Source organism: Lysinibacillus sp. FSL K6-0075 (assembly GCF_038592945.1).
GTDB classification, from domain to species: domain Bacteria; phylum Bacillota; class Bacilli; order Bacillales_A; family Planococcaceae; genus Lysinibacillus; species Lysinibacillus fusiformis_F.
Genome location: NZ_CP151947.1, coordinates 4,732,169 through 4,757,827, shown reverse-complemented (window position 1 = coordinate 4,757,827; position 25,659 = coordinate 4,732,169). Strand labels below are relative to the sequence as shown.

21 protein-coding genes are annotated in these 25,659 nt (G+C 37.3%); 20 read left to right on the top strand and 1 reads right to left on the bottom strand.

The genetic code is table 11. From position 1 onward, the window contains the following. Positions 1-61: 61 nt before the first annotated feature. Positions 62-1,663, bottom strand: a complete 1,602-nt coding sequence (locus MHB65_RS23925) for a helix-turn-helix domain-containing protein (RefSeq protein WP_342441979.1) — start codon at positions 1,661-1,663, stop codon at positions 62-64. Positions 1,664-2,170: 507 nt separating this feature from the next. Here MHB65_RS23925 and MHB65_RS23920 point away from each other — a divergent pair. The 20 genes from MHB65_RS23920 to MHB65_RS23825 all read left to right on the top strand — a co-directional run bounded on the left by MHB65_RS23920 (position 2,171) and on the right by MHB65_RS23825 (position 25,530). Next, the gene (locus tag MHB65_RS23920; RefSeq protein WP_342443790.1) at positions 2,171-3,763 is read left to right on the top strand and encodes a sensor histidine kinase; all 1,593 of its coding nucleotides are present in this window, start codon (positions 2,171-2,173) and stop codon (positions 3,761-3,763) included. A gap of 114 nt (positions 3,764-3,877) precedes the next feature. Next, positions 3,878-4,555: a response regulator gene (locus MHB65_RS23915; RefSeq protein ID WP_342441978.1), complete on the top strand. Its 678-nt coding sequence runs from the start codon at positions 3,878-3,880 to the stop codon at positions 4,553-4,555. A 51-nt stretch (positions 4,556-4,606) separates the two neighbouring features. After that, complete coding sequence (locus MHB65_RS23910; protein ID WP_342441977.1) at positions 4,607-5,551, top strand: tripartite tricarboxylate transporter substrate-binding protein; 945 nt, start codon at positions 4,607-4,609, stop codon at positions 5,549-5,551. 340 nt (positions 5,552-5,891) lie between these two features. Beyond that, on the top strand, positions 5,892-7,184 hold the full coding sequence (locus MHB65_RS23905) for a CitMHS family transporter (protein WP_342441976.1): 1,293 nt from the start codon (positions 5,892-5,894) through the stop codon (positions 7,182-7,184). Positions 7,185-7,509: 325 nt separating this feature from the next. Beyond that, entirely contained in the window at positions 7,510-7,998 is a 489-nt protein-coding gene (locus MHB65_RS23900) for a VOC family protein (protein WP_342441975.1), read from the top strand. A gap of 366 nt (positions 7,999-8,364) precedes the next feature. Continuing rightward, on the top strand, positions 8,365-9,363 hold the full coding sequence (locus MHB65_RS23895; RefSeq protein ID WP_342441974.1) for an ABC transporter substrate-binding protein: 999 nt from the start codon (positions 8,365-8,367) through the stop codon (positions 9,361-9,363). A gap of 137 nt (positions 9,364-9,500) precedes the next feature. Continuing rightward, positions 9,501-11,162 (top strand): AraC family transcriptional regulator, encoded by a 1,662-nt coding sequence (locus MHB65_RS23890; RefSeq protein WP_342441973.1) that lies wholly within the window; start codon positions 9,501-9,503, stop codon positions 11,160-11,162. 214 nt (positions 11,163-11,376) lie between these two features. Next, positions 11,377-12,069, top strand: coding sequence for a stalk domain-containing protein (locus MHB65_RS23885; RefSeq protein ID WP_342441972.1), 693 nt, complete (start codon positions 11,377-11,379; stop codon positions 12,067-12,069). A 211-nt stretch (positions 12,070-12,280) separates the two neighbouring features. Further along, complete coding sequence (locus MHB65_RS23880; RefSeq protein WP_342443789.1) at positions 12,281-13,639, top strand: TraB/GumN family protein; 1,359 nt, start codon at positions 12,281-12,283, stop codon at positions 13,637-13,639. A gap of 184 nt (positions 13,640-13,823) precedes the next feature. Continuing rightward, positions 13,824-14,777 (top strand): sugar kinase, encoded by a 954-nt coding sequence (locus MHB65_RS23875; RefSeq protein ID WP_342441971.1) that lies wholly within the window; start codon positions 13,824-13,826, stop codon positions 14,775-14,777. A gap of 12 nt (positions 14,778-14,789) precedes the next feature. After that, positions 14,790-15,410, top strand: coding sequence for a bifunctional 2-keto-4-hydroxyglutarate aldolase/2-keto-3-deoxy-6-phosphogluconate aldolase (locus tag MHB65_RS23870; RefSeq protein ID WP_205446105.1), 621 nt, complete (start codon positions 14,790-14,792; stop codon positions 15,408-15,410). A gap of 13 nt (positions 15,411-15,423) precedes the next feature. Continuing rightward, positions 15,424-16,488, top strand: coding sequence for a mannonate dehydratase (uxuA, locus tag MHB65_RS23865; RefSeq protein ID WP_342441970.1), 1,065 nt, complete (start codon positions 15,424-15,426; stop codon positions 16,486-16,488). Between the two features lie 9 nt (positions 16,489-16,497). Next, on the top strand, positions 16,498-17,520 hold the full coding sequence (locus MHB65_RS23860; RefSeq protein WP_342441969.1) for a zinc-binding alcohol dehydrogenase family protein: 1,023 nt from the start codon (positions 16,498-16,500) through the stop codon (positions 17,518-17,520). Continuing rightward, entirely contained in the window at positions 17,513-18,346 is an 834-nt protein-coding gene (locus MHB65_RS23855) for an SDR family oxidoreductase (RefSeq protein ID WP_342441968.1), read from the top strand. Before MHB65_RS23860 ends, MHB65_RS23855 begins: the two co-directional genes overlap by 8 nt. A gap of 36 nt (positions 18,347-18,382) precedes the next feature. Further along, entirely contained in the window at positions 18,383-19,648 is a 1,266-nt protein-coding gene (locus MHB65_RS23850; protein ID WP_205446101.1) for an MFS transporter, read from the top strand. A 21-nt stretch (positions 19,649-19,669) separates the two neighbouring features. Further along, positions 19,670-21,169: an altronate dehydratase family protein gene (locus MHB65_RS23845; RefSeq protein WP_205446100.1), complete on the top strand. Its 1,500-nt coding sequence runs from the start codon at positions 19,670-19,672 to the stop codon at positions 21,167-21,169. Positions 21,170-21,181: 12 nt separating this feature from the next. Further along, positions 21,182-22,447: a hypothetical protein gene (locus MHB65_RS23840; RefSeq protein WP_342441967.1), complete on the top strand. Its 1,266-nt coding sequence runs from the start codon at positions 21,182-21,184 to the stop codon at positions 22,445-22,447. Beyond that, on the top strand, positions 22,435-23,442 hold the full coding sequence (locus tag MHB65_RS23835) for a zinc-binding alcohol dehydrogenase family protein (protein ID WP_205446098.1): 1,008 nt from the start codon (positions 22,435-22,437) through the stop codon (positions 23,440-23,442). The genes MHB65_RS23840 and MHB65_RS23835 overlap by 13 nt, the downstream gene beginning before the upstream one ends. Before the next feature lie 15 nt (positions 23,443-23,457). After that, positions 23,458-24,456 carry an ureidoglycolate dehydrogenase gene (gene allD, locus MHB65_RS23830; RefSeq protein WP_342441966.1) on the top strand — a complete coding sequence of 333 codons (999 nt, stop codon included), beginning with the start codon at positions 23,458-23,460 and terminating at the stop codon, positions 24,454-24,456. A gap of 75 nt (positions 24,457-24,531) precedes the next feature. Further along, positions 24,532-25,530, top strand: coding sequence for a LacI family DNA-binding transcriptional regulator (locus MHB65_RS23825; protein ID WP_205446096.1), 999 nt, complete (start codon positions 24,532-24,534; stop codon positions 25,528-25,530). Positions 25,531-25,659: the final 129 nt, after the last annotated feature.

Here is a 25,659-nt window from a genome sequence, read left to right as displayed (position 1 = left end):
TATCAAATAATAACAGGTAATGAGAGCGTCTAATATAGCATAAAGTGCCTTAAAAATTGGATTATTGTGTTTTAGGGTAAACAGCTAAAATTGATTGTTCAATCTGTTGCATAATTTTCCTTTTGCCAAATACACTGCAATTGTTAATCCATAAACCAGTATCCACATAAAAAACACGCTTATTTTTCACAGCATCTAAATTTGCCCACTGCTCACTTTTTTGTAGAGTAGCTAAGCTAAGGTCTGCAGTATAATAATCCATTATGCGCTTTTCAATAAACAAATAGGTAGGATTGGCTGCCACTAATTGTTGTAAAGAACATGTGTTGAAACTATTTTCATTTGCACGCAATATGTCAGGCATTTGTAGGCCAAGTTCCTGATATAAAAGGATAGCCGAGTCACTAGAAGACTCACCGAAATAGCGATAACCCAACTCCTCCACCCGTAAGTAAAGTACAGTAGCATCCTTTGCAATATGCTGTTGTATTTTATTTTTTAGAACCTCTACATGTGTCGCAAGTTCCAGAATGATTTGTATAGCTTCCTTCTCTTTATGAAACAACTCACCAAAATAACGAATGAGTGATTTTAAATCATAAGGTAGCCCAGTGATAACAGGAGCGATCGTTTGGAAGTGCTGTTTGGTCTCTTCCGTTAAGTCGACACCGATAATTACATCTGGTTGTTGCTGGACAATGGTGTCTTGTTGAATCACATATTGTGGCATTTCTAAAATGGTTGTACCAACTTCATGAAAAAGCATCTTTTGATATGTTGGCGTTAGGGAGCTAGTCACAGTAACACAATGAGGTGCAACACCTAATGCAATCGCAATTTCTGCGTGTGCAGGTGAGAGAAAGCAAACACGATAATCACCAATGGTCTTTTTGAATTGCTTAGGTGGGCGACCAACAATGCGTTTAAACTGTCGACTAAAGTTTTGCACATCATCAAAGCCAACTTTCTTTGCGATGTTTTGTGATAAGTCATCTGTTGTTAATAGCATTTCTTGTGCACGGAAAATACGATAGCTAATTAAATAAGCGATCGGTGTTTTATCATATAACTCAATGAACTTTCTCGAATAATACCATGGGCTGTATCCAGCAATAGCTGCTAATTCATCTCTTGTCATCATTTGATTATATTTATTTTGCATATAAACGACAGTCTGTTCAATTCTTTGCTCAAGTGTGTATGCATCTGTTGGTCGCTCCTGTTGTAATTCCTTCAGCAAGCTGTATAAAATAAATTGTTTAATGGCGATAGGGAGAGGGTCTATGTTTTTAGCGAGCGACATGCGAATATCTGCGATGACCGTTTCAGGCACTCGTTGAATGGAGTAACCATTCATTGTATCGATAGACCAATTACAGATTGATTTCATTTCTATATCATACAGATCAAAGCTAATTAAATAGCCTGAAAAATCAAGACGGTTTGTATATGTAAGTTGAATAACCGCACCACTATCAAGGGCAATTAAATGCCCAAATACAATATGTTCATTGTGCCCATTAATGGATAGAGTGGTTTGGCCATCCGTAATCAATAACAGAGCCGCACTATCAAGATGTATCGTTGATTTTTGAAATAATGATTTGGCTAAATCTTTTATTTCTGTGCAATGTGCCAGCCAATTAGGATTAGAATCAAGCATTTTTATACTCCTTTAATTCGTTGTGATAAAAGTATACTACGGAATATCACTGCCGCAGCATAAATGCGGCAAGTCATTACAGAACGTTGAAATGTATATAAAAAGCCTCCTTTTGATAAGGGAGGTTTCTAAAGAGGCACAATTAGTTAGAGATTAGATGACCTTGAACTAAAATTAAAAAATTTTTATTATGACTCCTTTCTTATGGAGTGTTAAATCTAAGATTAGGCTTTATTTAAAATTCAAAAATCCCTTTGAATTATAGTATAATCAAGAAATTAAGCTGGATTCAAACTAGGCTTTCCTCTGATATTTTAGTAAGTTCTTTAGATTTTTCTGATAAAAACAATTATAACAGTCAAATTACCATGAACTGCGTCTGTTGTATTCTCTTAAATGCAACAACAAAGGGATTTAAACCTTTTAGTTAAGCGCAATGGTATATTCTTAATAAAAGTAGGGTGAAAATTAATAATAATGAATTACACTAGTTGAAAAGGGTTAAGTATATTGAACAAAAAAAAGATTCCATTACAAACAAAAATATTGGGACTAATTAGCACGTTAATTCTTTTTATTGTTTTTCTTCTCGCCAGCATATTTGCTTATTTGCAATATGTTGATGCTAGGACTCAAGTTAAACAATTGGCATTGCAATCGGCTATGACAATCTCGCTTATGCCAGAACTGAAAGAATCCATTGAAAAAAGTGATTTAGAGCTACGTTTTCGCCCAATTGCTGATCAAGTAATAGATCAGGTAAGTGCAGAAAATATTATTATTGAAGATCGGGAGAAGATTATTTATTCGCATCAAGACCCAAGTCAAGTTGGTCAGAAGAGTTTTGATCATACAAATAATTATGGGTTAATATTTGGCGGTTCTAATAATTTTGAAGTGGAACGGGAGAGTGGTTCTGTTTTAATAGGGAAGGTTCCGATCATTGCAGACAATGGAGAGTACACTCGTGTAATTGGAACCGTAGCAGTTGAATACGCGGAAAAAGACATCTATCAAAATATTTACAAACGAATTAAATCCATTCTCATTGCATCTCTGATTGTTTTAATTTTAGGAATCATTGGTGGTATTTTTTTAACCAAAAGTATTAGAAAAGATACGATGGGGCTGGAACCGCATGAAATCTCCTCATTATATAGAGAAAGAAGTGCCATTCTATTATCAGTCAAGGAAGGAATCATTGCAGTCGATCAAAATGGATTCTTAACTTTAATCAATCATTCTGCAAGGTCAATGTTGAACCTCATGGATGAATCCTTGATGGGTCAACATATCCAATATGTCTCACCAACAATTAATATCGATCATGTATTACAGAAAGGTAAGCCTATTCATAATGTAGAGATATTAATTAATGATAAAGTATTTATTTTCAATTTTATTCCAATCATCGAAAATGAACAGATTGTAGGTGTAGTTTCGAGTTTTCGTGATAAAACGGAGCTTAAAAAGCTTATTGATACGATCACAGAGGTTCGTGAATATTCAGAGGGACTTCGTGCGCAAACGCATGAGTACTCTAATAAACTTTACTTATTATCAGGATTAATCCAATTAGAGAGATATCAGGATGCATTTGAATTTATTCAAAAAGAGTCAGCCAATCATCAGCACCAGAACCGAATACTATTCAATCAAATTCATGATATAAATGTTCAAGCTATATTATTAGGGAAACTGGGCAATGCATCAGAAAAGAAAATCGCCTTTGAAATTGATCCCGATAGTTATGTAGATATCTTACCAAATCACATTGAAATCACGGATATCATTACAATCATTGGAAACCTTATTGATAATGCATTTGATGCCGTAGCCGATCAAAAAGAGAGAACGGTGAATTTTTCAATTACAGGAATTGGGAATGATATCATTATTGAAGTAGCAGATAACGGCAAGGGAATTGCTGAAGACATGTTAGATTCTATATTTGATTTACGTAGTTCATCTAAAGGAGAAAATAGAGGGTACGGATTATTTAATGTTAAACAAATTGTAGAATCTTTAGGTGGAACAGTAGAAGTAAAAAATGACAAAAATGGTGGGGCCATTTTCACGGTATTCCTACCGAAAAAATGAAACTTACTCAGTGAAATTATCTATAGTTCTACTGATGTTGAAATTGGGGTTTACTCCCATCTAAGTTGGTTGTCTACATGCCAGTAAAGCAAGATAAAAGAAGGAGAGGGAACAATGATTAAGGTTGTCATTGCGGAAGATGATTTTCGTATTGCACAAGTGCAAGAACAGTTTTTGCAAAAGCTACCAGATGTAAATGTCGTTCAGAAGGCATTGAATGCAAAGGAAACGATGGACATACTAGAGAAACACGAAGTTGACTTGCTTTTTTTGGATATTTATATGCCAGACGATCTTGGAACAAATTTATTAGCAAAGATACGGGATCATTATCCAACAATCGATATTATTATCGTGACTGCTGCAACAGAAAAATCGATGCTTGAGACGGCAGTCAGATATGGTGTCAGTAACTATTTGTTGAAGCCAGTGACAATGGAGAAATTTGTGGAAGCCGTTGAAGAATATAAAAAAAAGAAACGGCTACTAAGCCATCGTGATGAGGTGGATCAAACATTAATTGATCGATACTTTGGCGTCGCTAATCAATCATCCTCAACTCAAAAGGATTTACCCTCAGGTGTAGATCGTCATACTTTAGACAAAGTGACAAATGTGATGAAAGAACTGAAAGGCGGCATTTCCATTGAGGAAATGGGTGAACAAATTGGGGCATCTCGAACAACTGCAAGAAGGTATTTAGAGTTTCTCGTTTCAATAGATGTTTGTACGGCAAAACATGAATATGGAGTTGTTGGAAGGCCTGAGAGGAAATATTACTATAAAGAATAACAAGGTTGACTCAAGAATAAGGACAAGGAATGAACAATGAGAAAAAAAATAATGAGTATTTTCGTGCTTGTTGTCATGCTTTGCTTTGGGTGTTCACAAGATGAGGGGCAAGAAGCGATAAAAGATACAGTAACAATCATTGCCCCAAGCTCTATTGGCGGAGGTTGGGATAAAACAGCAAGAGCCATACGGGACATTTTACGGAGTAACAACTTGATTGATGAGGACATTCATATACTGAATAAAATTGGTGCGGGTGGAGAGCTAGGGTGGAAATATACTAAACAGCAAAAGGATCATGTGCTAGCAATGAATTCAAGCCTACTCATTACCAATCATTTATTGGGGCAAAGTAAGTTAACCTATAAAGATTTTACACCGATTGCCACTTTGGCTACAGAATGGGATGTTGTAATTGTCTCGAAGGATTCAGAAATAAAAAGTGCAAAAGGTTTAATGGAAATGCTGAAAGAAACACCCCAAGCCTATAAAATAGGTGTCTCCCCGAGATTAGGCAATGATGATCAAATTTCTTTTGTTTTAGCGAGTAAACAGGCTGGAGTACGCCCTGAAAAACTAGATTTTTTAGTGTATGAAAATAGTGGACAAGTAGTTGAGGCATTATTAAAAAAGCAAATAGATGTGGCAACGATGACTTTATCCGAGGCTAAAAAATATTATGATTTGAATCAAGTACAATTGCTCGTCATTTCATCAGAGAAACGATTAAAGGAGCTCCCCGAAATTCCTACATGGACAGATGAAGGAATAGAGGTAGTTTTTAAACATTGGCGGGGTATTATGGGACCACCTAATATGTCAAAAAAGGAAATCGAATTTTGGGAGATGACATTTGCAAAAATGGTCAAAACCGAAGAATGGAAACATATTTTGCAAAAATATATGTGGGAAGATTTTTATATGAACAGTAGTGAAACCTCTAGATTTCTTGATGAAGAAAATAAGAAATATGAGAAATTATTGGAGATTTACTAAGTAGATTTATTCTTATTATGCACAGTAATATATATTTGCTTTATTAGGTTGACTATTGAGACCTATGTGTTTGCTTTTTTACCGTTTCATACAGATGGTAGAGAGAATACATAGTCCAAGGTTAGCCTCTTTTTTTTTGGCACATCTAAAGTAGACGGTACATGAATCGAATGCTTTTTCGTGAACAAAATGTACGAAATAGCTATAAAGAAATTAATAAACATTAATTTGTAAACGATTACATTTGCTCGATGTTATTTTATTATTAGGTGTAATATTCGGAAAATTAATTATTTATCAAATTGATAAATAATTTTGAGGAGCAATTGGGGGGAGTATTATGCTAGCAATTTTAGGCTTTTTAATGATAATAGTATTTATGATTTTGATTATGACTGGCCGTCTTACAGCAATGATTGCATTAATTGTAGTTCCAATTACGTTTGCAGTTATTGGTGGATTCGGAAGTGAGATGGGTCCTATGATGTTGGATGGGATTAAAAGTGTCGCTCCAACAGGGATTATGATTTTATTTGCCATTCTTTTCTTTGGTATTTTGATTGATGCTGGAGTCTTTGATCCAATCATTAAAACGATTCTTAGGTTAGTAAAGGGTGATCCTGTTAAAATTGCTATCGGAACAGCTGTATTAGCTCTACTGATTTCTTTAGATGGTGATGGCACGACAACATACATGATTACTATTTCTGCCTTTCTACCGCTTTATAAAAGAATTGGCATGCGACCAATTGTATTAGCGGGTATTGCCGTTTCAGCTTCAGGTGTGATGAACCTTCTACCTTGGGGAGGACCAACTGCAAGGGTTATGACCGCTTTGAATCTGGAAATGTCTGAGGTTTTTACACCAGTGATTCCCGCGATGATTGGCGGAGCTATCTTTGTTCTGTTCATGGCATTTACGTTCGGAAGACAGGAAAGAAAGCGGATTGGTATTATAGAATATGATTATGAAGCGGCAGCTCAGCCTGCTGCTACAGTCGAAGATGACTATTTGAAACGTCCAAAACTAATTATCTTTAACTATGCTCTGACAATCGTTCTTTTAGTAGCGTTAATTATGGAGTTATTACCACCTGTTACATTATTCATGCTTGGTTTTGCGATTGCGATTACTGTAAACTATCCAAAATTGAAAGATCAAAAAGAACGTGTTGCGAATTATGCTGACAATGCATTATCTGTTGTTTCGATGGTTTTTGCAGCTGGGATCTTTACAGGCATTCTTTCAGGTACATCGATGGTAGATGCGATGGCAAACTCAGTGATTCATTATATTCCAGATGCAATGGGTTCTCATTTTGCTGTTGTGACAGCCATCCTAAGCGCACCTTTTACATTCTTTATGTCAAATGATGCTTTTTACTATGGAGTACTGCCGTTACTTGCCAAGGCAGGAGCAGTATATGGTATCGACCCAGCCTTAATTGGTAGAGCTTCTCTTTTAGGAATGCCAGTACACCTTCTAAGTCCGCTTGTTCCCTCTACGTATTTATTAGTAGGTATGGTTGGAGAGGATTTCGGCAAACTACAACGTATCTTCTTAAAGTGGGCTTTCGGTTCTACGATTGTCATGATTATTGTCTGTGTAGTATTGGGGATCTTCCCCCTTTAAAAGCTATAGCACATGGGGTTACCTAATGAAAAACTTTTATCTATAAGTGTAGAAGAAGCCTTATTTTAATGGGCTTCTTTTTTATATTGCTATTGGGGTGCCAGCTATAAGGTTTATAGAGTTGTTTCAGAAAAGGCACTTTAAAGCGTTTTTGTTCGTAAAAAGGACCATCCTAATATACGATAAAAAAGATTAAGAAATAGGATTATTAGTTCATGTTAGTTATAGATATTTGCCAATGGTGGATAGTTTGTTGAATAGGGGGAAAAAGCTATTCAGCAATCAAAAAGAAATGATTAAAATTAGGAGAAAGGTGGTATGAAATATGAAAATCCGTAAGATTGATCATGTGGGGATAATCGTAAATGATCTTCCTGCAGCGAAAGCATTTTTTCTTGACTTTGGCCTTGAGGTGTTGGGGGAAGGAAAAGTGGAGGGTGAATGGGTGAAAAGGATGGAGCGGGTAATAGGGCTTCAAGATGTTAAAGAGGGCGTTGCAAGGTTGCGAACGTCAGATAGTGACGCAAATCTAGAAATAGTAATGTTGCGAACGCCAGACGGTGAGACGAATATTGAACTAGTAAAGTTTAACGCACCATCAAATGAAATAGGCATCCAGCATCCTTTAGCAAATACTCTGGGTATCCAGCATATTGCCTTCAATGTTGAAGATATTGAAGCCCTTGTTAGCAAATTGACAAAGAAAGGCGTAGAACTTGTTGGTGAAATCTATAACTACGAAAACGTTTATAAATTATGCTATGTTCGCGGGCCAGAAGGGATTATTTTGGAGCTGGCTGAAGAAATCAAATAGAATAGCCAATCAGAAAACTAATTGATAAGAAAAGAAACCACTTTGAGCTAATCCTTTTTCAAAGATGGTTTCCTTTTTGCTTCTAAAGGGAGCTAATACTTATACTTAAATTTCCCCATTTTCTAACTTGAAGGTCTAAATTGAACAAATAATCAATACAGACCAAACCCTATAATGGCACCAAGGGTATTTAGTCTAGATGCTCAGTTGCTTTCTAAATTTAAACTTTTCATATCCTGACTATTGACATTTATCCAAATAAATCGTTGCGTTTTTTCCATTGTTTACGCTTTTTATACCAACTATAATAATGCTGTAAATGATAATCATTTTCAATTAAAAGAAAGAAGGAAAGGGGCAATAATTGTGAAGAAACATCGTGAAAAGCGAAATATACTATGGGGAGGGAGTTTCCTCCTGTTATTGATGTTGATATTATCGGCATGCAGTTCTAATGGCAACGCATCTGATGTGAAGGAAAAGGAAAACGAGAAAACAGCTCAATCTGATGTGCAAGCAGAGGAAAGTGAGACAACAGTTCAATATACAACGATTACAGGCGAACAGGTTGAAATACCTGCAGATCCAAAACGAGTGGTTTATATTGGTCAGACGACGGGTGATTTCTTAGCGATGGATATTCCCCTTGTTGGTAATAATCTTCCTCAAGATCCTGCTAGTTACTATGGAGATAAACTTGAAGGCATCGTTGATATTGGAAATCCTGCTAGCTTAGAGACGATTCTGACTTTAAAACCTGATCTGATTATTAATGGTTATTACAAGGCGGATCCAAATCTTAACGAAGAATTGTCAAAAATCGCTACTACGATTCCCTTCAACCCAGCTCTTCCTTATGCAGAACGTATAAAGGAGATGGGGAATATATTGAGTAAACAGGAAGAAGTAACGAAAATTATTGCTAAGTTTGAAACACAGTCTAAAGAAATGTTTGATAAGCTTCAATTAGCAGAAGGGGAGACCGCAACAGTATTCTACCAGTTAGGTAAAATACTTTATGTTATGGGCGATCGTAACTTTGGTGCCATTATATATGGAGAAAACGGTTTTGCTGTCCCACCAGCTGTACAGAAGAATATTATTGATGTAGAAGGGGTATCTTTCCTTGAGGTTTCCGAAGAGGTACTTCCAGAGTTTTCTGGTGATCATTTGTTTGTAATTGTACAAGAGGATGAGGAAAGTGAAGCAGAAGCTGATCGACTGCTACAAAGCCCAGTATGGGGAACTTTGCCTGCAGTCAAAAAGGGAAATGTTTATGTTGTTCCTAATGAATGGAACACAGATAATTTATTAGCTTTGGAGCAATTGTATAAAAAGTTACCAGAATGGATGCACAAACAGTAAAAATTGTATTTGCCCAAGCAATTTTTTAAATCATTTGTATTCTAAAATAGCACATACTCGAACAATAGTTGATAGAGGGTCTTTATATGTTACAATAACAGTAATGAGAATCATTTTCAATGGTTGGAGAGTTGCTTATGAATCTAGCACCCCTATATATTAGGCTACAACAGTATGATCGATTTCAAATTGATCAGATCATGTCAGCCAGTAGCTACGATGAGGGAATAAATGGTAATGAAACAAATTTATGCACATTATTGATAGCACTCAGTCATGACATACGGCTGTATGTAGACAAAATGGCTATCGATCTACGACAAGGAAGCTGCATTCTAATTTTACCTGTACAAAGCTACACTGTAGAATCAAGTAACAAAGAGGCACAGTTTGTGCGTTTTACCTTTGAAACTTTTAAAGTAGAAGGAATGACTTTGAACCGGGTTGCCCATCCACCCTTGCTTTGTGGTTATCCCTATAATCTGTTATTTTCTCAAGTCAAGCAAGTATTAGGAAATGAAGCATGGATAAATAATCAACTTTGCTCCTCTCTATCCACATCAGAAATGGCGCTGATGCAAGGTAGACTTCAGCAGATACTAGCTATGATGGTCCAGTTAGATGAGCAAGCTAACCAGTTACTGAACGAAGAAAAGATACAATTGGTTCAAAAAACTGTACAGTACATAGAGCAGCATTATGATGAGGACTTGACAGTAGAACAACTGGCTAACATGGCTGGAATGGTCAGATGGCAATATAGTCAAAAGTTTAAAACGTTGACTGGCAAAAAGCCGACTGATTATTTGACTCATTTACATATAAATCAGGCAAAAGAACTTCTGCGTCATACCACCGATCCATTGAGCAAAATAGCTCGACAAATTGGGTTTAAAGATGAATACTATTTCAGTCGGTGCTTTCATAAATTAACTGGAAGCACCCCACGTGAATATGCAAATATTCATCTTCATACGCCAGAAAGAACAGTTATCGATTCACTGGGCAGAAAGGTTCTTGTTCCTACAGGTGCAACACGTATTGTGACTGATGGAAAATTTACACTTGGGGAATTACTCGTTCTAGGCATAGCCCCTATAGGAGCAGCCATCTCTATCATGAGAGATAATGTGGTTTATCACAATAAGTTGCGAAATATTCATAGTATCGGGGATTGGGTAGATCCAGATAAAATAGCACAGCTGCAGCCGGAGTTCATATTGCTTAGCTATTATCCGCAAGACTTGCAGGAACTGGATGCGCTTGCTCCAACGGTTGTACTGGATAAGAAGTATAGACTGTTCGAGCGGTTACGGTATATCGCTAAACTAGTTGAACGGAGTAAAGCGGCGGAAAAGTGGATTACTACATATGAAGACAAAGTAAGGCTAGTACGTAGGCAATTAGCAGATGCTTATGTTGCTGGAGAGACGGCTACTGTTTATCTCAAGTTTGGTGCAAAATTTTATGTTATGTGTCAGACCGGATTGGCTGCCAGCTTGTATGAATCGCTTGGCTTTCGTCCGACTCCCAAAGTGATGCACCTAATTGAGCAAGGACAAGCATGGATAGAAATTCAGCAGCATCAAATAAATCACTATGCTGGAGAACGTAATTTTATCTTGGCTTCTCCCCAAGAATTACGAACTATTACTCACTGTCCACAGATCGCCACTTTAGCCGAGTTAACTCCCGGTAAGACTCATTTCGTAGATTTTTCATGGAATCATTGTGATCCTATCACACGTGAACGGTTGTTAGAGGTGCTACCATCTATTTTTAAGAAGAAAATTATTTGACTAGCAGAAAAAATAAAATCGCTCGATCCATTAGCTATGGGTCGAGTTTTTTTCCATTAATATTCAAATAGCGTACAAATAAACTAGTACAGAAAATATAATTTTACTAGATAAAAAAGCTTGCTTAAAAATATCCTAGTATAAAATCTTTAAAGTTTATATGAAATTTCTGGTATAATTACATATATCTATGTTTATTCTAAGGGGTGATTTTGTGAAAAAACTATTTATCATAACAAGTTACTTAGGGTTTTTTATATTAGGAGGTTTGACTTTTACGTACTTCTCCACTACGGAAGCAGCAAGTGACATGAAAAAGATCAGCGTGTTTCAGGATCCAATCAATTACTATGTAGATAAGGTTGAAAAAGTCCCACCAGAAGGTCAATCTGGATTTAATTATCAAGGCACGATTTATGTCCCAATGCGTTTCGTCGCGGAATCTTTAGGTGAAAAGGTAACGTGGGATGGTAAAACAAAATCGGTTTATATTGGTGATGTTCCTCAATTTACCTCTTTAAAAGATGTAAAACCTATTGGGGGTGATGAAGACCACTTCTTCCATAACCCAAGCTCTATCGTTATTAGTACAGGTGAGAAGTTCGAGCGGTCCTATCAACTTGGTGGTTATCATGGGGGAGGCGCTGTTCAAGACCATACAGTGGAATACTTAGCAAATGGAAATTACAAGGGATTCGAAACCAATTTGGCACCAATTAAAAAATTATCAGCTAACTCTTTCGGAATAGGTTTCTTAAAAATTTATGCAGATAGTAAATTGGTTTATGATAGTGGAGCAATCAAAGACAAGGTAAAGGTTCATGTTAATTTAGATGGAGTTTCAAAAGTGAAATTTGAACTTGAAGGTAGTGGTTTAGGTATATTAGATCCTAAATTTGTTCAATAATCCCTCATATTATTAAACAAAAAGACGATGACATCATAATTTGTCATCGTTTTATTAAATTTAACCTCTTCATAACTATTTCAAGATAGATTAATGCCAATACATATTTGTCAATATTTTCACTTTTAAGTATAAAATAGTTGAATTTTATATGGTATAATTTCAAACGATACTGATACATATAATAGGAAAAGGGAGAGAAAAGAATTTGATGAAAAAGATGATGAAACGAACGAGTGCGGCGTTGCTTGGTGCCTCATTGATGCTGACGACGGTTGTACCTGTGATTCATGCAGAAGAGCAAACACCACCCCTAGTACCATCGATTAGCGAATGGGCGATAGAAACATTAAATGAGGGCGAAAAATACGGAATTTACTCAACTGAATGGTATTTTGATGGCTTCCTTCAAGAAATTTCAGTGGATAAAGTAAATGAACTTCTAGCTTTAACGGAAAAGAAAGTTGCTTCTCTAGGGCTAGCTGAAAATAAACAATATAAACCAGTGAGTGTGAAAAACGATAACACACGTGGTGATATTGTGAAGCGCTTGTATAATATCGTCGCGCGTTATGATTTACCTGTTGGTACAGATGCTGTTCAATTTATGAAAGAGCATAACATATTACAAGGCTCTCCAAATGGACTGCAGTTAGAGAAAAAGGCAACGACTCAACAGGCTGTATTACTAGCTGTCCGCTTTATTCAGAGTACATATGCACTTGCAGAGCAAGGATCTAAGGGGGTAGCCTGGATAGTAGAGGATGAGGATACACTTGTCTACTTATTAGGTTCTATTCATCTAGGAACACCAGACTTATATCCATTCGATAAAAAACTAGTAACGGCGTTCGATGAATCGGATGCGCTGTTAGTAGAGGCGAATATCTTGGATACGGAAGCACTTGAATACTATTCAGAAAAAGCAATGTATACAGATGGCTCAACATTGAAAGATGCTGTTGCACCAGAAACATATGCGAAGCTTGAACAAGTGGCAAAGCTTTATGATCTTCCGATGGACCAGCTGACAGTGCAAAAGCCGTGGATGCTTTCGAGTGCATTATCAATGCTTGCAATGGACGATTCCTTTGGTATGACACCACAAGAGATGGCAATGCACGGTATCGATATATACTTTTTATTGAATGCACAGTTGCAGCAAAAGCCAGTGATTGAATTAGAAGGTACAAGAGCACAGGTTGATATGTTTGAAGCATTATCACCAGAGGCACAGGAGCAGTCATTAGTCGCTGTGTTGGATAGTATCATCAATCCATCTGAAGAGAATCAATCCGCAGTTCTTCAAGAGTGGTTTACAAGCTGGAAGCAAGGAAATGTTGAAGAGTTTGCAAAAAGCTTCCAAGCAATGGAAGGTACATCGTCTGAATTTAATGAAATGCTATTTGGTCTACGTGATGAACAAATGGCAAAGAAAATCATGAATGTACTGGAAGAAAAAGAAGGTAAGTACTTTGTTGTTGTTGGTTCAGGTCACTTCCTAATCGATAAAAATATTCGCTATCATTTGGAGAAAAACGGCTACAAGGTAAAGCCATTTTATCAATAATAATGAATTTCCCTCGTAAAAGGATAGATTAAATTCTATCTTTTACGAGGTTTTTTTATGCATGTAAGACAATAATGATCATTTGACGCTAACAATCTAAATAATCGGATTATTGTTGCAACGAAAAAAAAATCGTGTTAGTATTAGTAAAACGTTTTACTAAAACGTTTTACTTGTGAAGGGGATGAAAATATTGAGAAATAAACGAATTGCAACGATTGGGGATGCAATGGTCGTTTTTAATCCATCTAAGACAGGTCCTCTACGTTTCGTTCCTTCCTTTGAGCGAGCTGTGGGTGGTGCAGAATTAAATTTTGCGATAGGTGTTACACGTTTAGATATGGAAGCAAAATGGATTAGTTGTATTGGAGACGATGAATTTGGCAAGTTAATTTATAACTTTGCGCGTGGTGAAGGAATCGATGTATCACATGTCTTACGAACACCACATATTCCAACGTCTATCTACTTCAAGGAAATTCGGGAAGACGGTGCAGGTAAATCGTTTTATTACCGCAACCCATCACCATTACTTGAGCTAACAGAAGACCGTATAGATGAGTCAGTACTTGATGATGTGGACTTATTACATATTAGCGGTGTGTATTTAGCGGTATGTGAACATAACATTCAAGTTGCATTGAAATTGATTGCTTTAGCCAAAGCAAAAAATATTCCTATATCCTTTGATCCAAATTTACGTTTAAAACTATGGTCTATAGAAGATGCCCGAGCGGTATACGAAAAAGTGTACCCATCTATCAATCTTCTTTTAACAGGACAGGATGAATTTGAACTTTTATTTGAAGGGCGTACAGTTAAAGACGTTCAAGAGAGTTATAAAATAGATGAAATTATTGTGAAAAAAGGCGAACAAGGCGCCACGGTTTATACAGCTAATGAACAGTATGAACGAGAAGCTTTTTCCATTCGTGCCATTGATACAGTTGGAGCAGGGGATGCATTTGATGCAGCCTATGTCTATAGCTATTTAAATGGTGATGATATCGTAGAACGCCTTCGTTTGGCCAATGGGGCAGGTGCATTGGTAGCCACGATTAAAGGAGATAATGAAGGGCTCCCATCCTTGCAAGAATTAAGACAATTTATCGGGGATGAAAAACTAATTGAGCGTTAGGAGTTGTCAGGAATGCAAAAAATCGAAATTTTGAAAGCGTTGTCAGATGCAAAAGTTGTAGCGGTCATTCGCGGAAATTCACCTGAAGAAGCGACAGAAATTTCAAAAGGGGCAATTACAGGTGGCATTCGAGCAATTGAAATAACGTATACAACACCTTTTGTTGAAGAAACCTTTAAAGCATTACGTCATAGTGATGCAATAATTGGAGCTGGGACAGTATTGGATGTTGAAACTGCACGCCACGCGATTTTAAACGGTGCAAAGTTTGTTGTTAGTCCGAGCTACAACGCTGCGATTGCAAAGCTTTGCAATCGCTATAGCATACCTTATTTACCAGGCTGTATGACCATTACAGAGATGGTGACAGCACTTGAAGGTGGAAGTGACATTATTAAATTATTCCCAGGAAATCAATTTGAACCAAACTTTATTAAAACCGTTAAAGGGCCTCTACCACATATCACAATTATGCCTACAGGCGGTGTTGGCTTGGCTAATATGAACGAGTGGTTAGAAGCAGGCGCAGTTGCAGTTGGGATTGGTAGTGATTTAAATAAAGCATTTGCAAAAGATGGATACGCAGGTGTAGTTGAACGTGCCAAAGCGTATATTGAAAATCTATCAAACTAGGAGGTAATGAAGTATGAATATGACGTTTAGATGGTATGGTCGTGGCAATGATACAGTGAAATTAGAAGATGTGAAACAAATACCGAATGTAAAAGGAATTGTTTGGGCACTTCATCATCTACCAGCAGGAGAAGTATGGACTAAAGAGGCCATTCAAGATGAAGTTGATTATATACAGTCTTTTGGATTCCATACAGATGTTGTAGAAAGCGTCAATGTCCATGAAGATATTAAATTAGGATTGCCGACACGTGATCAATATATTGAAAACTATAAACAATCTATTCGCAACCTAGGCGAAGTGGGTGTTAAAGTCATTTGCTATAACTTCATGCCGGTATTTGATTGGACACGTACAGACTTATTCCATCCATTAGAAGATGGCTCAACGGCTCTCTATTTTGATAAGGAAAAGGTCATGAATTTAGATCCACAAGAACTGGTGAATGAAGTAAGCGCTTCTTCGGATTTAACACTCCCAGGATGGGAACCAGAACGATTAGCCCGACTTTCAGAATTATTTGAGCAGTACAAAGAAGTAGATGAAGCCAAACTTTGGAACAACTTAGCTTACTTCTTACAAGCCATTTTACCAGTTGCAGAAGAAGCAGGTATTCAAATGGCGATTCATCCAGATGATCCACCGTATTCTATCTTTGGCTTACCGCGCATTATTACAGGAGCAGAAAGCTATGAAAAAATAATTAAAATCTCTGATTCCATGGCGAATGGTTTTACGTTCTGCTCAGGTTCAATGGGAGCAGACCCACAAAATGATATGGTAGCCATCGCTGAAAAATATGCATATCGTGCTCCGTTTGCCCATATCCGCAATGTCAAGATTATGGAAAATGGTAGTTTCTTTGAAACATCGCATTTTACTTCGGATGGTTCAATCGATATTAAAAATATTGTACGCACATTAAATGACCAAAACTATGAAGGCTATGTACGTCCAGATCATGGTCGTCATATTTGGGGAGAACAATGTCGTCCAGGTTACGGTTTATATGATCGAGCACTTGGCATTATGTATTTAAATGGTCTTTGGGATGCTTATGAAAATCTAAAGAAATAGGTGACATGTATGAAGGCACTACAAGTAATCAAACCTTTTGAAATGGCTTTAATTGACGTAGCAGAACCAGTGATAACAGAGTCAACAGATGTCCTAGTTCAAACAGAATATGTTGGTATTTGTGGCTCAGACATGCATATTTATCATGGCTCGAATCCATTAGCGACATTGCCTCGTGTACCTGGGCATGAAGTTGTTGGACGTGTGTTAGAGGTTGGCCAAGAGGTACAAGGATTAAAAGCTGGTGACAAAGTTGTTGTCGAACCGATTCGTTATTGTGGTGAGTGCTATGCTTGCCGTAAAGGACAACCAAATGTCTGCGAACAGCTTTCCGTTTTTGGTGTTCATGAAGATGGCGGTATGCGTGAGCGCTTTGTTGTTGCTGAAAAGCAATTGCATAAAGTAGCAGACCACACTCCTTTAGAAGAGGCAGTCTTAATCGAACCCTATACAATTGGCGCACAAGCAGTATATCGTGGTGAATTACAGGCTGGTGAGACACTCTTGATTCAAGGAGCAGGGCCGATTGGCATTTGTATTTTAAAGATGGCTAAATTAATGGATGCACGTGTGATGATTTCTGATTTGGATCCAGCTAAGCTCTCATTCGCAAAAGAACTTGGTGCGGATGAAGTTGTCAATGTAAAAGAACAAGATTTATTAGAGGCTGTTAATCAATGGACAGATGGAGTAGGTGTCAATGTATCTATTGATGCGGTCTGTATTCCACTAACATTTAAGCAATCTATTGATGCTGTTTCAGTTGCTGGAAGAGTGGTAGTCCTTAGCTTTGGAGAGGAAGCCATTGAGCTTGCCCCTCTACCAATCACAAAAAAGGAATTATCGATCAAAGGATCACGTTTACAAACATTCCAATTTGAAAACGTAGTGAAGCTTGTTGATGCTGAAAAGCTACAGCATCAAGGATTAATTACACATACTTTCTCATTACATGAAGCAAAAGCAGCCTTTGAATTTATAGAAAAAAACCCAAATGAAGTACGTAAAGTTATTTTAAAAGTAGGTGAGTAAGGTGCATCAAGCATTACAAAATAAAGTGGCTGTTGTAACAGGTGGTAGTGGTGTTCTTTGCTCAGAGATGGCGAAGGAATTGGCTAGGCAAGGTATGCGAGTTGCTATTTTAAATCGTACGGCGCAAAAAGGCGAGGCAGTCGTCCAATCGATTAAAGAAAATGGTGGAGAAGCAATTAATTTTTCTGTGGATGTTTTAAATAAAGAGTCATTAATAGCAGCGAGACAAGCAATATTACAGCAATATGGTCAAATTGATGTACTGATTAATGGAGCGGGCGGCAATCATCCAGATGCCATTACTGCTGATGAAGTATATAAAGAACAATCAACTACACCAAATTTCTTTGAATTAACGCCAAACGGTTTTGAAAGCGTATTCTCGAATAATTTTACAGGAACATTTTTAGCTGCCCAAGTTTTTGGCGAAGCATTGCTGAAAACGAAGGGGACGATAATTAATATTTCATCCATGAGCGCCTATGCTCCTATGACAAAAGTGCCTGCATATAGCGCGGCAAAGGCAGCGATTAATAACTTTACGCAATGGATGGCTGTGCATTTTGCAGAAGCAGGCTTACGTGTCAATGCCATTGCACCTGGATTTTTTATTACCGAACAAAACCGTAATCTATTGCTGACAGAAGACGGCTCACTAACAGCACGTTCAGAAAAAATCATTACAGCTACACCACAAAAACGCTTTGGAAAACCACAAGATTTATTAGGGACATTATTATTTTTAGCTGATGATACATACTCAGCATTTGTCACTGGCGTAACGATTCCTGTTGATGGTGGATTTATGGCATACTCAGGCGTTTAACAAAGGGGATCTATTTCAAATTTAGGGGTGAATGATATGAAACAACAAGGTATTTTTGGAGATGGCAAAACGGTTGTTATTGTCATGCTATTTTTAGCGGGTGTCATTAACTATTTAGACCGTTCAGCATTATCAATTGCAGCACCATTTATTCAAGAAGATATTCATCTAACGTCAACACAATTAGGGATTATCTTTAGTAGTTTCTCTGTTGGGTATGCCATTTTCAACTTTTTAGGTGGCATGGCTTCCGATAAATTTGGTGCCAAGTTAACGCTATTTGTAGCGATGATTGTATGGTCTTTATTCAGTGGAGCAATGGTATTAGTCGTTGGATTTGCTTCATTAATTATTGTTCGAATTGTATTTGGTATGGCGGAAGGACCATTGTCATCAACCATAAATAAAATGGTGAACAACTGGTTCCCTGCAGATAAACGTGCTTCTGTAGTAGGGCTAGCCAATAGTGGTACACCACTTGGTGGTGCGATTGCAGGTCCAATTGTCGGTTATATTGCATTAGCATATGGCTGGAAATATTCATTTATTGCGATTATGATCCTTGGATTTATTTGGGCAATTGTATGGTTTAAAGTGGTAAAAGAAAAGCCGAACAAAGAAGACAGTGTAGAATCAATGGCAAACTTAGAGATTGCAGCAGAAGATATCAATCATAGTCGTGGTCTATCTTACTATTTAAAACAACCAACTGTATTATTTACAGCCTTTTCGTTCTTTGCCTATAACTATATCCTATTCTTTTTCTTAACTTGGTTCCCAAGCTATCTAGTAGAAGCTCGTGGAATGGCTGTTAAAGATATGAGTATTGTGACGGTTATTCCATGGATTTTAGGGTTCTTAGGTTTAGCAATGAGTGGAATTGTATCGGATTTCATTTATAAACGTTTTATGCGTAAGGGAGTTTTATTCTCTCGTAAAGTCGTTCTAGTTACATGTTTATTCTTAGCCGCCGTATCAATTGGCTGTGCAGGTATTGTAACAACAACAGTTAGTGCTGTTGCGCTTGTTGCTACCTCTGTTTTCTTCTTATATTTAACAGGTGCTATTTACTGGGCAATCATCAATGACGTGGTGGAATCTAAATATGTTGGATCTGTTGGTGGCTTTATGCACTTCCTTGCAAACACGGCAGGTATTATTGGACCAACTTTAACAGGTTTCCTGGTAGACAGAACAGGAACGTTCTCTGCGGCTTTCCTACTTGCAGGTGGTTTAGCGGTCATCGCTTCATTAGCAGTTATTAAATTTGTTACACCAATTGTTCATAAAGAAATAGCTTAGAAATAGAAAGGATGGATTCAAATGAACAATCAGTCAGTTATTAAAATTCATCCAATGGACAATGTAGCCATAGCCTTGAGTGATCTTCCTCAAGGCTTTTTACTTCCATTGGATGGGACAGAAATAACTTTACAGCAACAAGTACTACGTGGGCATAAGATTGCCATCACAACTCTTTCTAAAGATACACATATCATGAAATATGGTTTTCCAATTGGTCATGCGACAGAAGAAATCTCAGCAGGTAGCTGGGTTCACTCACATAACATGAAAACCAATTTATCGGGTGAATTAAGCTATGAATTTAATCCAAAAACACATCCTGTAGCCGAACCTCGTCATGCACAGCGCACGTTTAAGGGCTATCGTAGAAAAGATGGTCAGGTTGGAGTGCGAAATGAAATCTGGATTATTAATACGGTTGGATGTATTAACAAAGTAGCTGAAAATCTGGCGAAGTTGGGCAATCAATTATTGAAGGCTGACAATTTTGATGGTGTACAGCATTTCGCCCATCCATATGGTTGTTCACAACTCGGTGATGATTTAACGTATACACAAAAAATATTAGCTAATTTAATTCACCACCCAAATGCAGGGGCAGTGATTGTATTAGGGCTAGGGTGTGAGAACAATTATATTGAGCTGTTTAAGAAAACAATCGGTCATTATGATGAACAACGCGTAGCCTTTTTAAATGTTCAAGAATCTGCAGATGAAATGGAAGAGGGTCAACTATTGCTTGAAAAAGCCTTTGACTATGTGACGACATTTGAAAGACAAGCATTACCTATTTCAGAGCTGAAAATCGGTTTGAAATGTGGCGGTAGTGATGGTTTCTCTGGCATTACAGCTAATCCGATGATTGGCGTATTTTCTGACCAATTGATCTCAGCAGGTGGTGCAACGGTGTTAACGGAAGTTCCAGAAATGTTTGGTGCTGAACAGATTTTAATGGAACGTGCAAAAGATGCCTCTGTTTTTGAGGATATTGTGCATTTAGTAAATAATTTTAAACAGTATTTTATTAAATATAATCAACCTGTCTATGAAAATCCCTCCCCAGGAAACAAAGCGGGTGGAATAACAACATTGGAAGAAAAGTCACTTGGCTGTATTCAAAAAGGGGGATTCCAAGAGGTAAAAGAGGTGCTTGATTATGGCGACCGTATGTCCACAAAGGGGCTACATTTACTAAATGGTCCAGGAAATGATCTTGTATCAACAACAGCACTTGCCTCAACAGGCTGCCAAATTGTCCTTTTCTCAACAGGTAGGGGAACACCGTTTGGAGGACCTACACCTACAGTCAAAATTTCAACAAATACACCACTTTATGAACGTAAAAAAAATTGGATTGACTTTAACGCAGGGCAGTTAGTGGAAGGTAAGCCGATGGATGTACTAGTCGATGAATTTATGGATTATATAGTAGCGCTAGCTTCAGGAGAAGTACAAACAAATAATGAGAAATATGGATTCAAAGAAATCGCCATTTTTAAAGATGGCGTGACGATGTAGGAGAGAAATGACATGAAACATCCTATTAAAATAATGCAAATAGGTGATGGGAATTTTATTAGAGGCTTTTTTGACCTAGCTGTTGAACAACTACAAGCCCCTTGCAGTATCGTTTCAGTCGCAGCAACAGCAAGAGGAAAAACAGTCAAACAGCTAGAAGAACAACAGTTGCAATTCACTGTGATGGAACGTGGGTTAAAAAATGGTGAGGTTGTAGAAGAAGAAACCACTGTTAAGATTATTCAAGATACGATTCATCCGTATGAGAACTGGCATACATTTTTACAATATGCCCAGTCAGAAACATTAGAAATGATTGTGTCTAATACAACAGAGTCAGGAATTTATTACGAAAATATACCTTATCCTACTGCCTGTCCAACAAGCTATGCAGCAAAGTTAACCGTCTTTCTAGAACAATATTACAATCATTTTCAAGGTGAAAAACAATTGGCAATTGTGCCTTTGGAATTAATAGAACAGAATGGCTCTACATTAAAAACAATTTGTCTACAGCATGCTAAAGACTGGAATTTGCCTACAGCATTTAATGAATGGCTTGCTACTTTAACTTTTTGTAATACACTTGTAGACCGTATTGTAACAGGTTATCCACAAGATTATCAGGGTGAGGATGCCCTTTACACAGTTTGTGAACCGTATTTCTTATTTGTAATTGATCAAAAAGAGCCATTTAAACATTGGCCAACAAGTCTTGATTTCCCTTTTGTCTTTGATGATTTAGACATGTATCGGAAACGCAAAGTCGCCATTTTAAATGGTAGTCATATTTTGCTTTCAGCATTCGGCAAGATTTTTAACTACACAACTGTAAGAGAGACATTTTCTCATGCAGGCGTTCGAGTCTTTATTGAAAAAATAACAAACGATTTTACTCAACGATTCCAAGTGGATGAACACTATCAGCAAGATGTCTTTGAACGTTTTTTAAACCCATTTATTGAGCATCAGCTATATGATATTCAATTAAATGAGTTATCCAAGTGGCAAACACGTATTGCTCCATATGCTGAAACAGAAATTTACTATCAAGCTTTAGCATTAGGGATGTATGCAATGAATCCAACACGCTTTTCCATGCGTGAATCGGATCAAGTTATTGAAAAACTAACTGAAATCCATAACCATTTTGAACAAGGTCAGACAGAGCCAATGCAACAATTCATCGAACAACATTTCCAGTGTGATGCAACCAAGGTTATTCAGCAATTATCCACAATTAATAGTTTATTGGAGGAAATAGCATGCGACAATTAATAATTAATGAACCATTTCAAATGGTAGAACGTGAAGTAGACAAGCCGAGTATTGAAGGAAGTCATGATGTTTTATTAAAAATCACACATATTGGCGTGTGTGGAACAGACACACATGCTTTTGCAGGCGAACAGCCATTCTTTAGTTATCCACGTGTGTTAGGTCATGAACTAGCTGCTATCGTAGAAGAAGTCGGTGAAGCAGTGAAGGACATTCAAGTAGGAGATCGTGCAACAGTTATTCCATACATCCATTGTGGAGAGTGTGTTGCATGTCGTCGAGGTCAAACGAACTGCTGTAAATCCTTGAAAGTATTAGGTGTACATATGGATGGAGGTATGGGCGAATATATCGTAGTTGATGACAGTATTGTGATTACTGATAATGCTGTGTCAGGTGACCAATTAGCCATTGTGGAACCATTAGCTATTGGTGCCCATGCAGTACGTCGTTCAGAACTAACAGCAAATGATACGGTACTTGTTATCGGTGCAGGGCCAATTGGATTAGGAGCGGCTCGTTTTGCTAAATTACGTGGCGCAAAAACAGTGTTAATGGACTTAAACGAAGAACGTTTAAAAGAAGGACAGGCATGGACGGAAGCGGATGGCGTGATTGTTGGTAGTCATGATGTAATGGCCCAGTTACATGATAAATTTAATGGCGAACTACCTACAGTTGTCTTTGATGCAACTGGCAATCAACAATCAATGGAATCTTCATTCCAGTATGTAGAAAATAGTGGCACATTAGTGTTTATTGGCTTAATGAAGAAGACCATTACTTTTAATGATCCTGAATTTCATTCCAAGGAATTAACGTTGAAAAGCAGCCGTAATGCGACGTTAGAAGACTTTGAGACGGTTATGAACTACATGCAGTCAGGAGCTATAAAGCAAGGCTATGTCACGAAAAATATTGCATTCGATGAAGCGATTTCTTACTTTGAGGCAAAACAATACAACACGAATAAAGCACAAATCTATTTTAAGTAATGGGGAGGATTTTCAATGAATATTTCTGTACCAGCATTAAAAGAAATCGTTGTTCGAAAATTCACAGCTGAGGGTGTTGACGCTGAAACAGCAGCGCAAGTAGCAGATGTTTTGATTTATGCAGATTTACGTGGTGTCAGTTCTCACGGTGTTATGCGTGTGGAGCATTATATAACACGTTTAAAGGCAGGTGGCATAACGAAAAACCCCCATTTTTCAGTAGAAAAAAGAGGCACAAATCACCTTCTTTTTAAAGGGAATAATGGTTTTGGGCATGTCATTTGTAAGGAAGCGATGGATGAAACGATTAAAATAGCTAAGGAACATGGCTCATGTACAACGATTATTCAAGAAAGTAGCCATTGTGGGGCGCTTGGCTATTTCCTTGAACAAGCAACGAGCGAAAATTTAATTGCTATTATGTGCTCTCAAACCGACTCAGCAGTCGTTCCTTTTGGGGGAAAAGAGCCTTACTTTGGTACGAATCCAATAGCTTACGGTTTTCCAACCAACGATAAACCGATCATTTTGGACATGGCAACAAGTAATGTAGCACTCGGAAAAATTTTATATGCACGTGAAAAAGGCGAGACAATCCCAAATTCGTGGGGAGTTGATGCACAAGGGGCGCCAACTACAGATCCTCACCAAGTCAAATCTTTAACACCGTTTGCAGGACCAAAAGGATATGGGATGGCACTTGTAGTAGATGTTCTTTCTGGAATTTTAGCAAGTGCAGCTTTTGGTCCACACATTTCAAAAATGTATGGTGATTATGAACAGAAACGAAATCTTGGACAATATTTATATGTATTAGATCCAAATATTTTTGGTGACGTCGAGCTATTCAAAGAAAATATTTCACAAATGATAAATGAATTACATGATGCGCCAACAGCACCCAATTTTGATCAGGTACTGGTGCCTGGTGAGATTGAACAGAATCGTAGTGCAGAAACAATGGATAAGGGCATTGATTTACCTGAACAAGTGTATAACTATTTGAATAGTTAATTTAACCAGTAAAGTATGCTATGCTACATAATACCAAGGAGAGTTTTCATATTTATAGGTAGGAGATTGATTTTAGTGAAAAAAACAACAATTGCCGATGTTGCACAATATGCAAATGTTTCGAATAGTACAGTATCGCAATATTTGAATAAGCGATATGAATATATGAGTGCAGACACTCGTAAGAAAATTGAAGAAGCTGTTGAAGCATTGCAATATCGTCCAAATTTAATGGCTCGTAGCTTAAAACAGAAATCTACCTTTACAATTGGTATTATTGTGGCGAATATTATCCATGACTTTTCAACGAAAATTATAAATGCACTGGAAGCAGAGTTCGATAAAGAGGGCTTCCATATGATTGTATGTAACTCGGCGGATAACCCTAAAAAAGAGAAAAAGCATATTGAAACTTTACTAGAAAAACAGGTAGATGGCTTAATCGTTTTTCCAACGGGAGAAAATAAAAATCTCTATATAAGGCTTCATCAACAAGCAATGCCAATCGTTTTTATTGACCGTTTTATTGAGGGAGTAGATATTCCAGCTGTGTTGCTTGATAATTTTTCTGCCATGAATACGGCAGTGGAGACGTTCCGCAAACAACCATTAGCCATTATCACTACCTCTTTAGCCTTACCGATTACTCCTCGTGTCGAACGTTTAGAAGGATTTCGTCAAGCGCTCAGAAACAGGAATCTGTTCATTGATGAGCGCTATATAATAAATGGTGAACCAGCTGAGATGGCAGAGATATTCAATCAATTATTTACATTGGAACAACCACCAAAGGGAATCATTGCGGCAAATGATCGTATTTTTGAAGAATTAATGCTTTATATTAAAAAAAGAAATTTACATGTGCCTAATGATGTACAAGTAATCGCAGTGGATGATGTACCATATGCAAATTTTTTAACACCTTCCATTACAACATTGCAACAACCCATTTTACCAATGGCTCAGAAAGCGGCTTCATTGCTCCTAGCAAAAATCAAAAAAGAACATCTTGCTGATGAACAAAAATTATATCGCTTTAAACCGATATTAATTCAGCGAGATTCAACTAATTAAAAAGGCAACCCAAAGCTGTGATCTTAGCTTTGGGTTGCTATTTTTAGTTGCACCAATATTCATCGCTAGATATGATTATCTAAAGGAATACTTTTATGTAAAAAAAGACCAATAATTCATTCTTAGGTG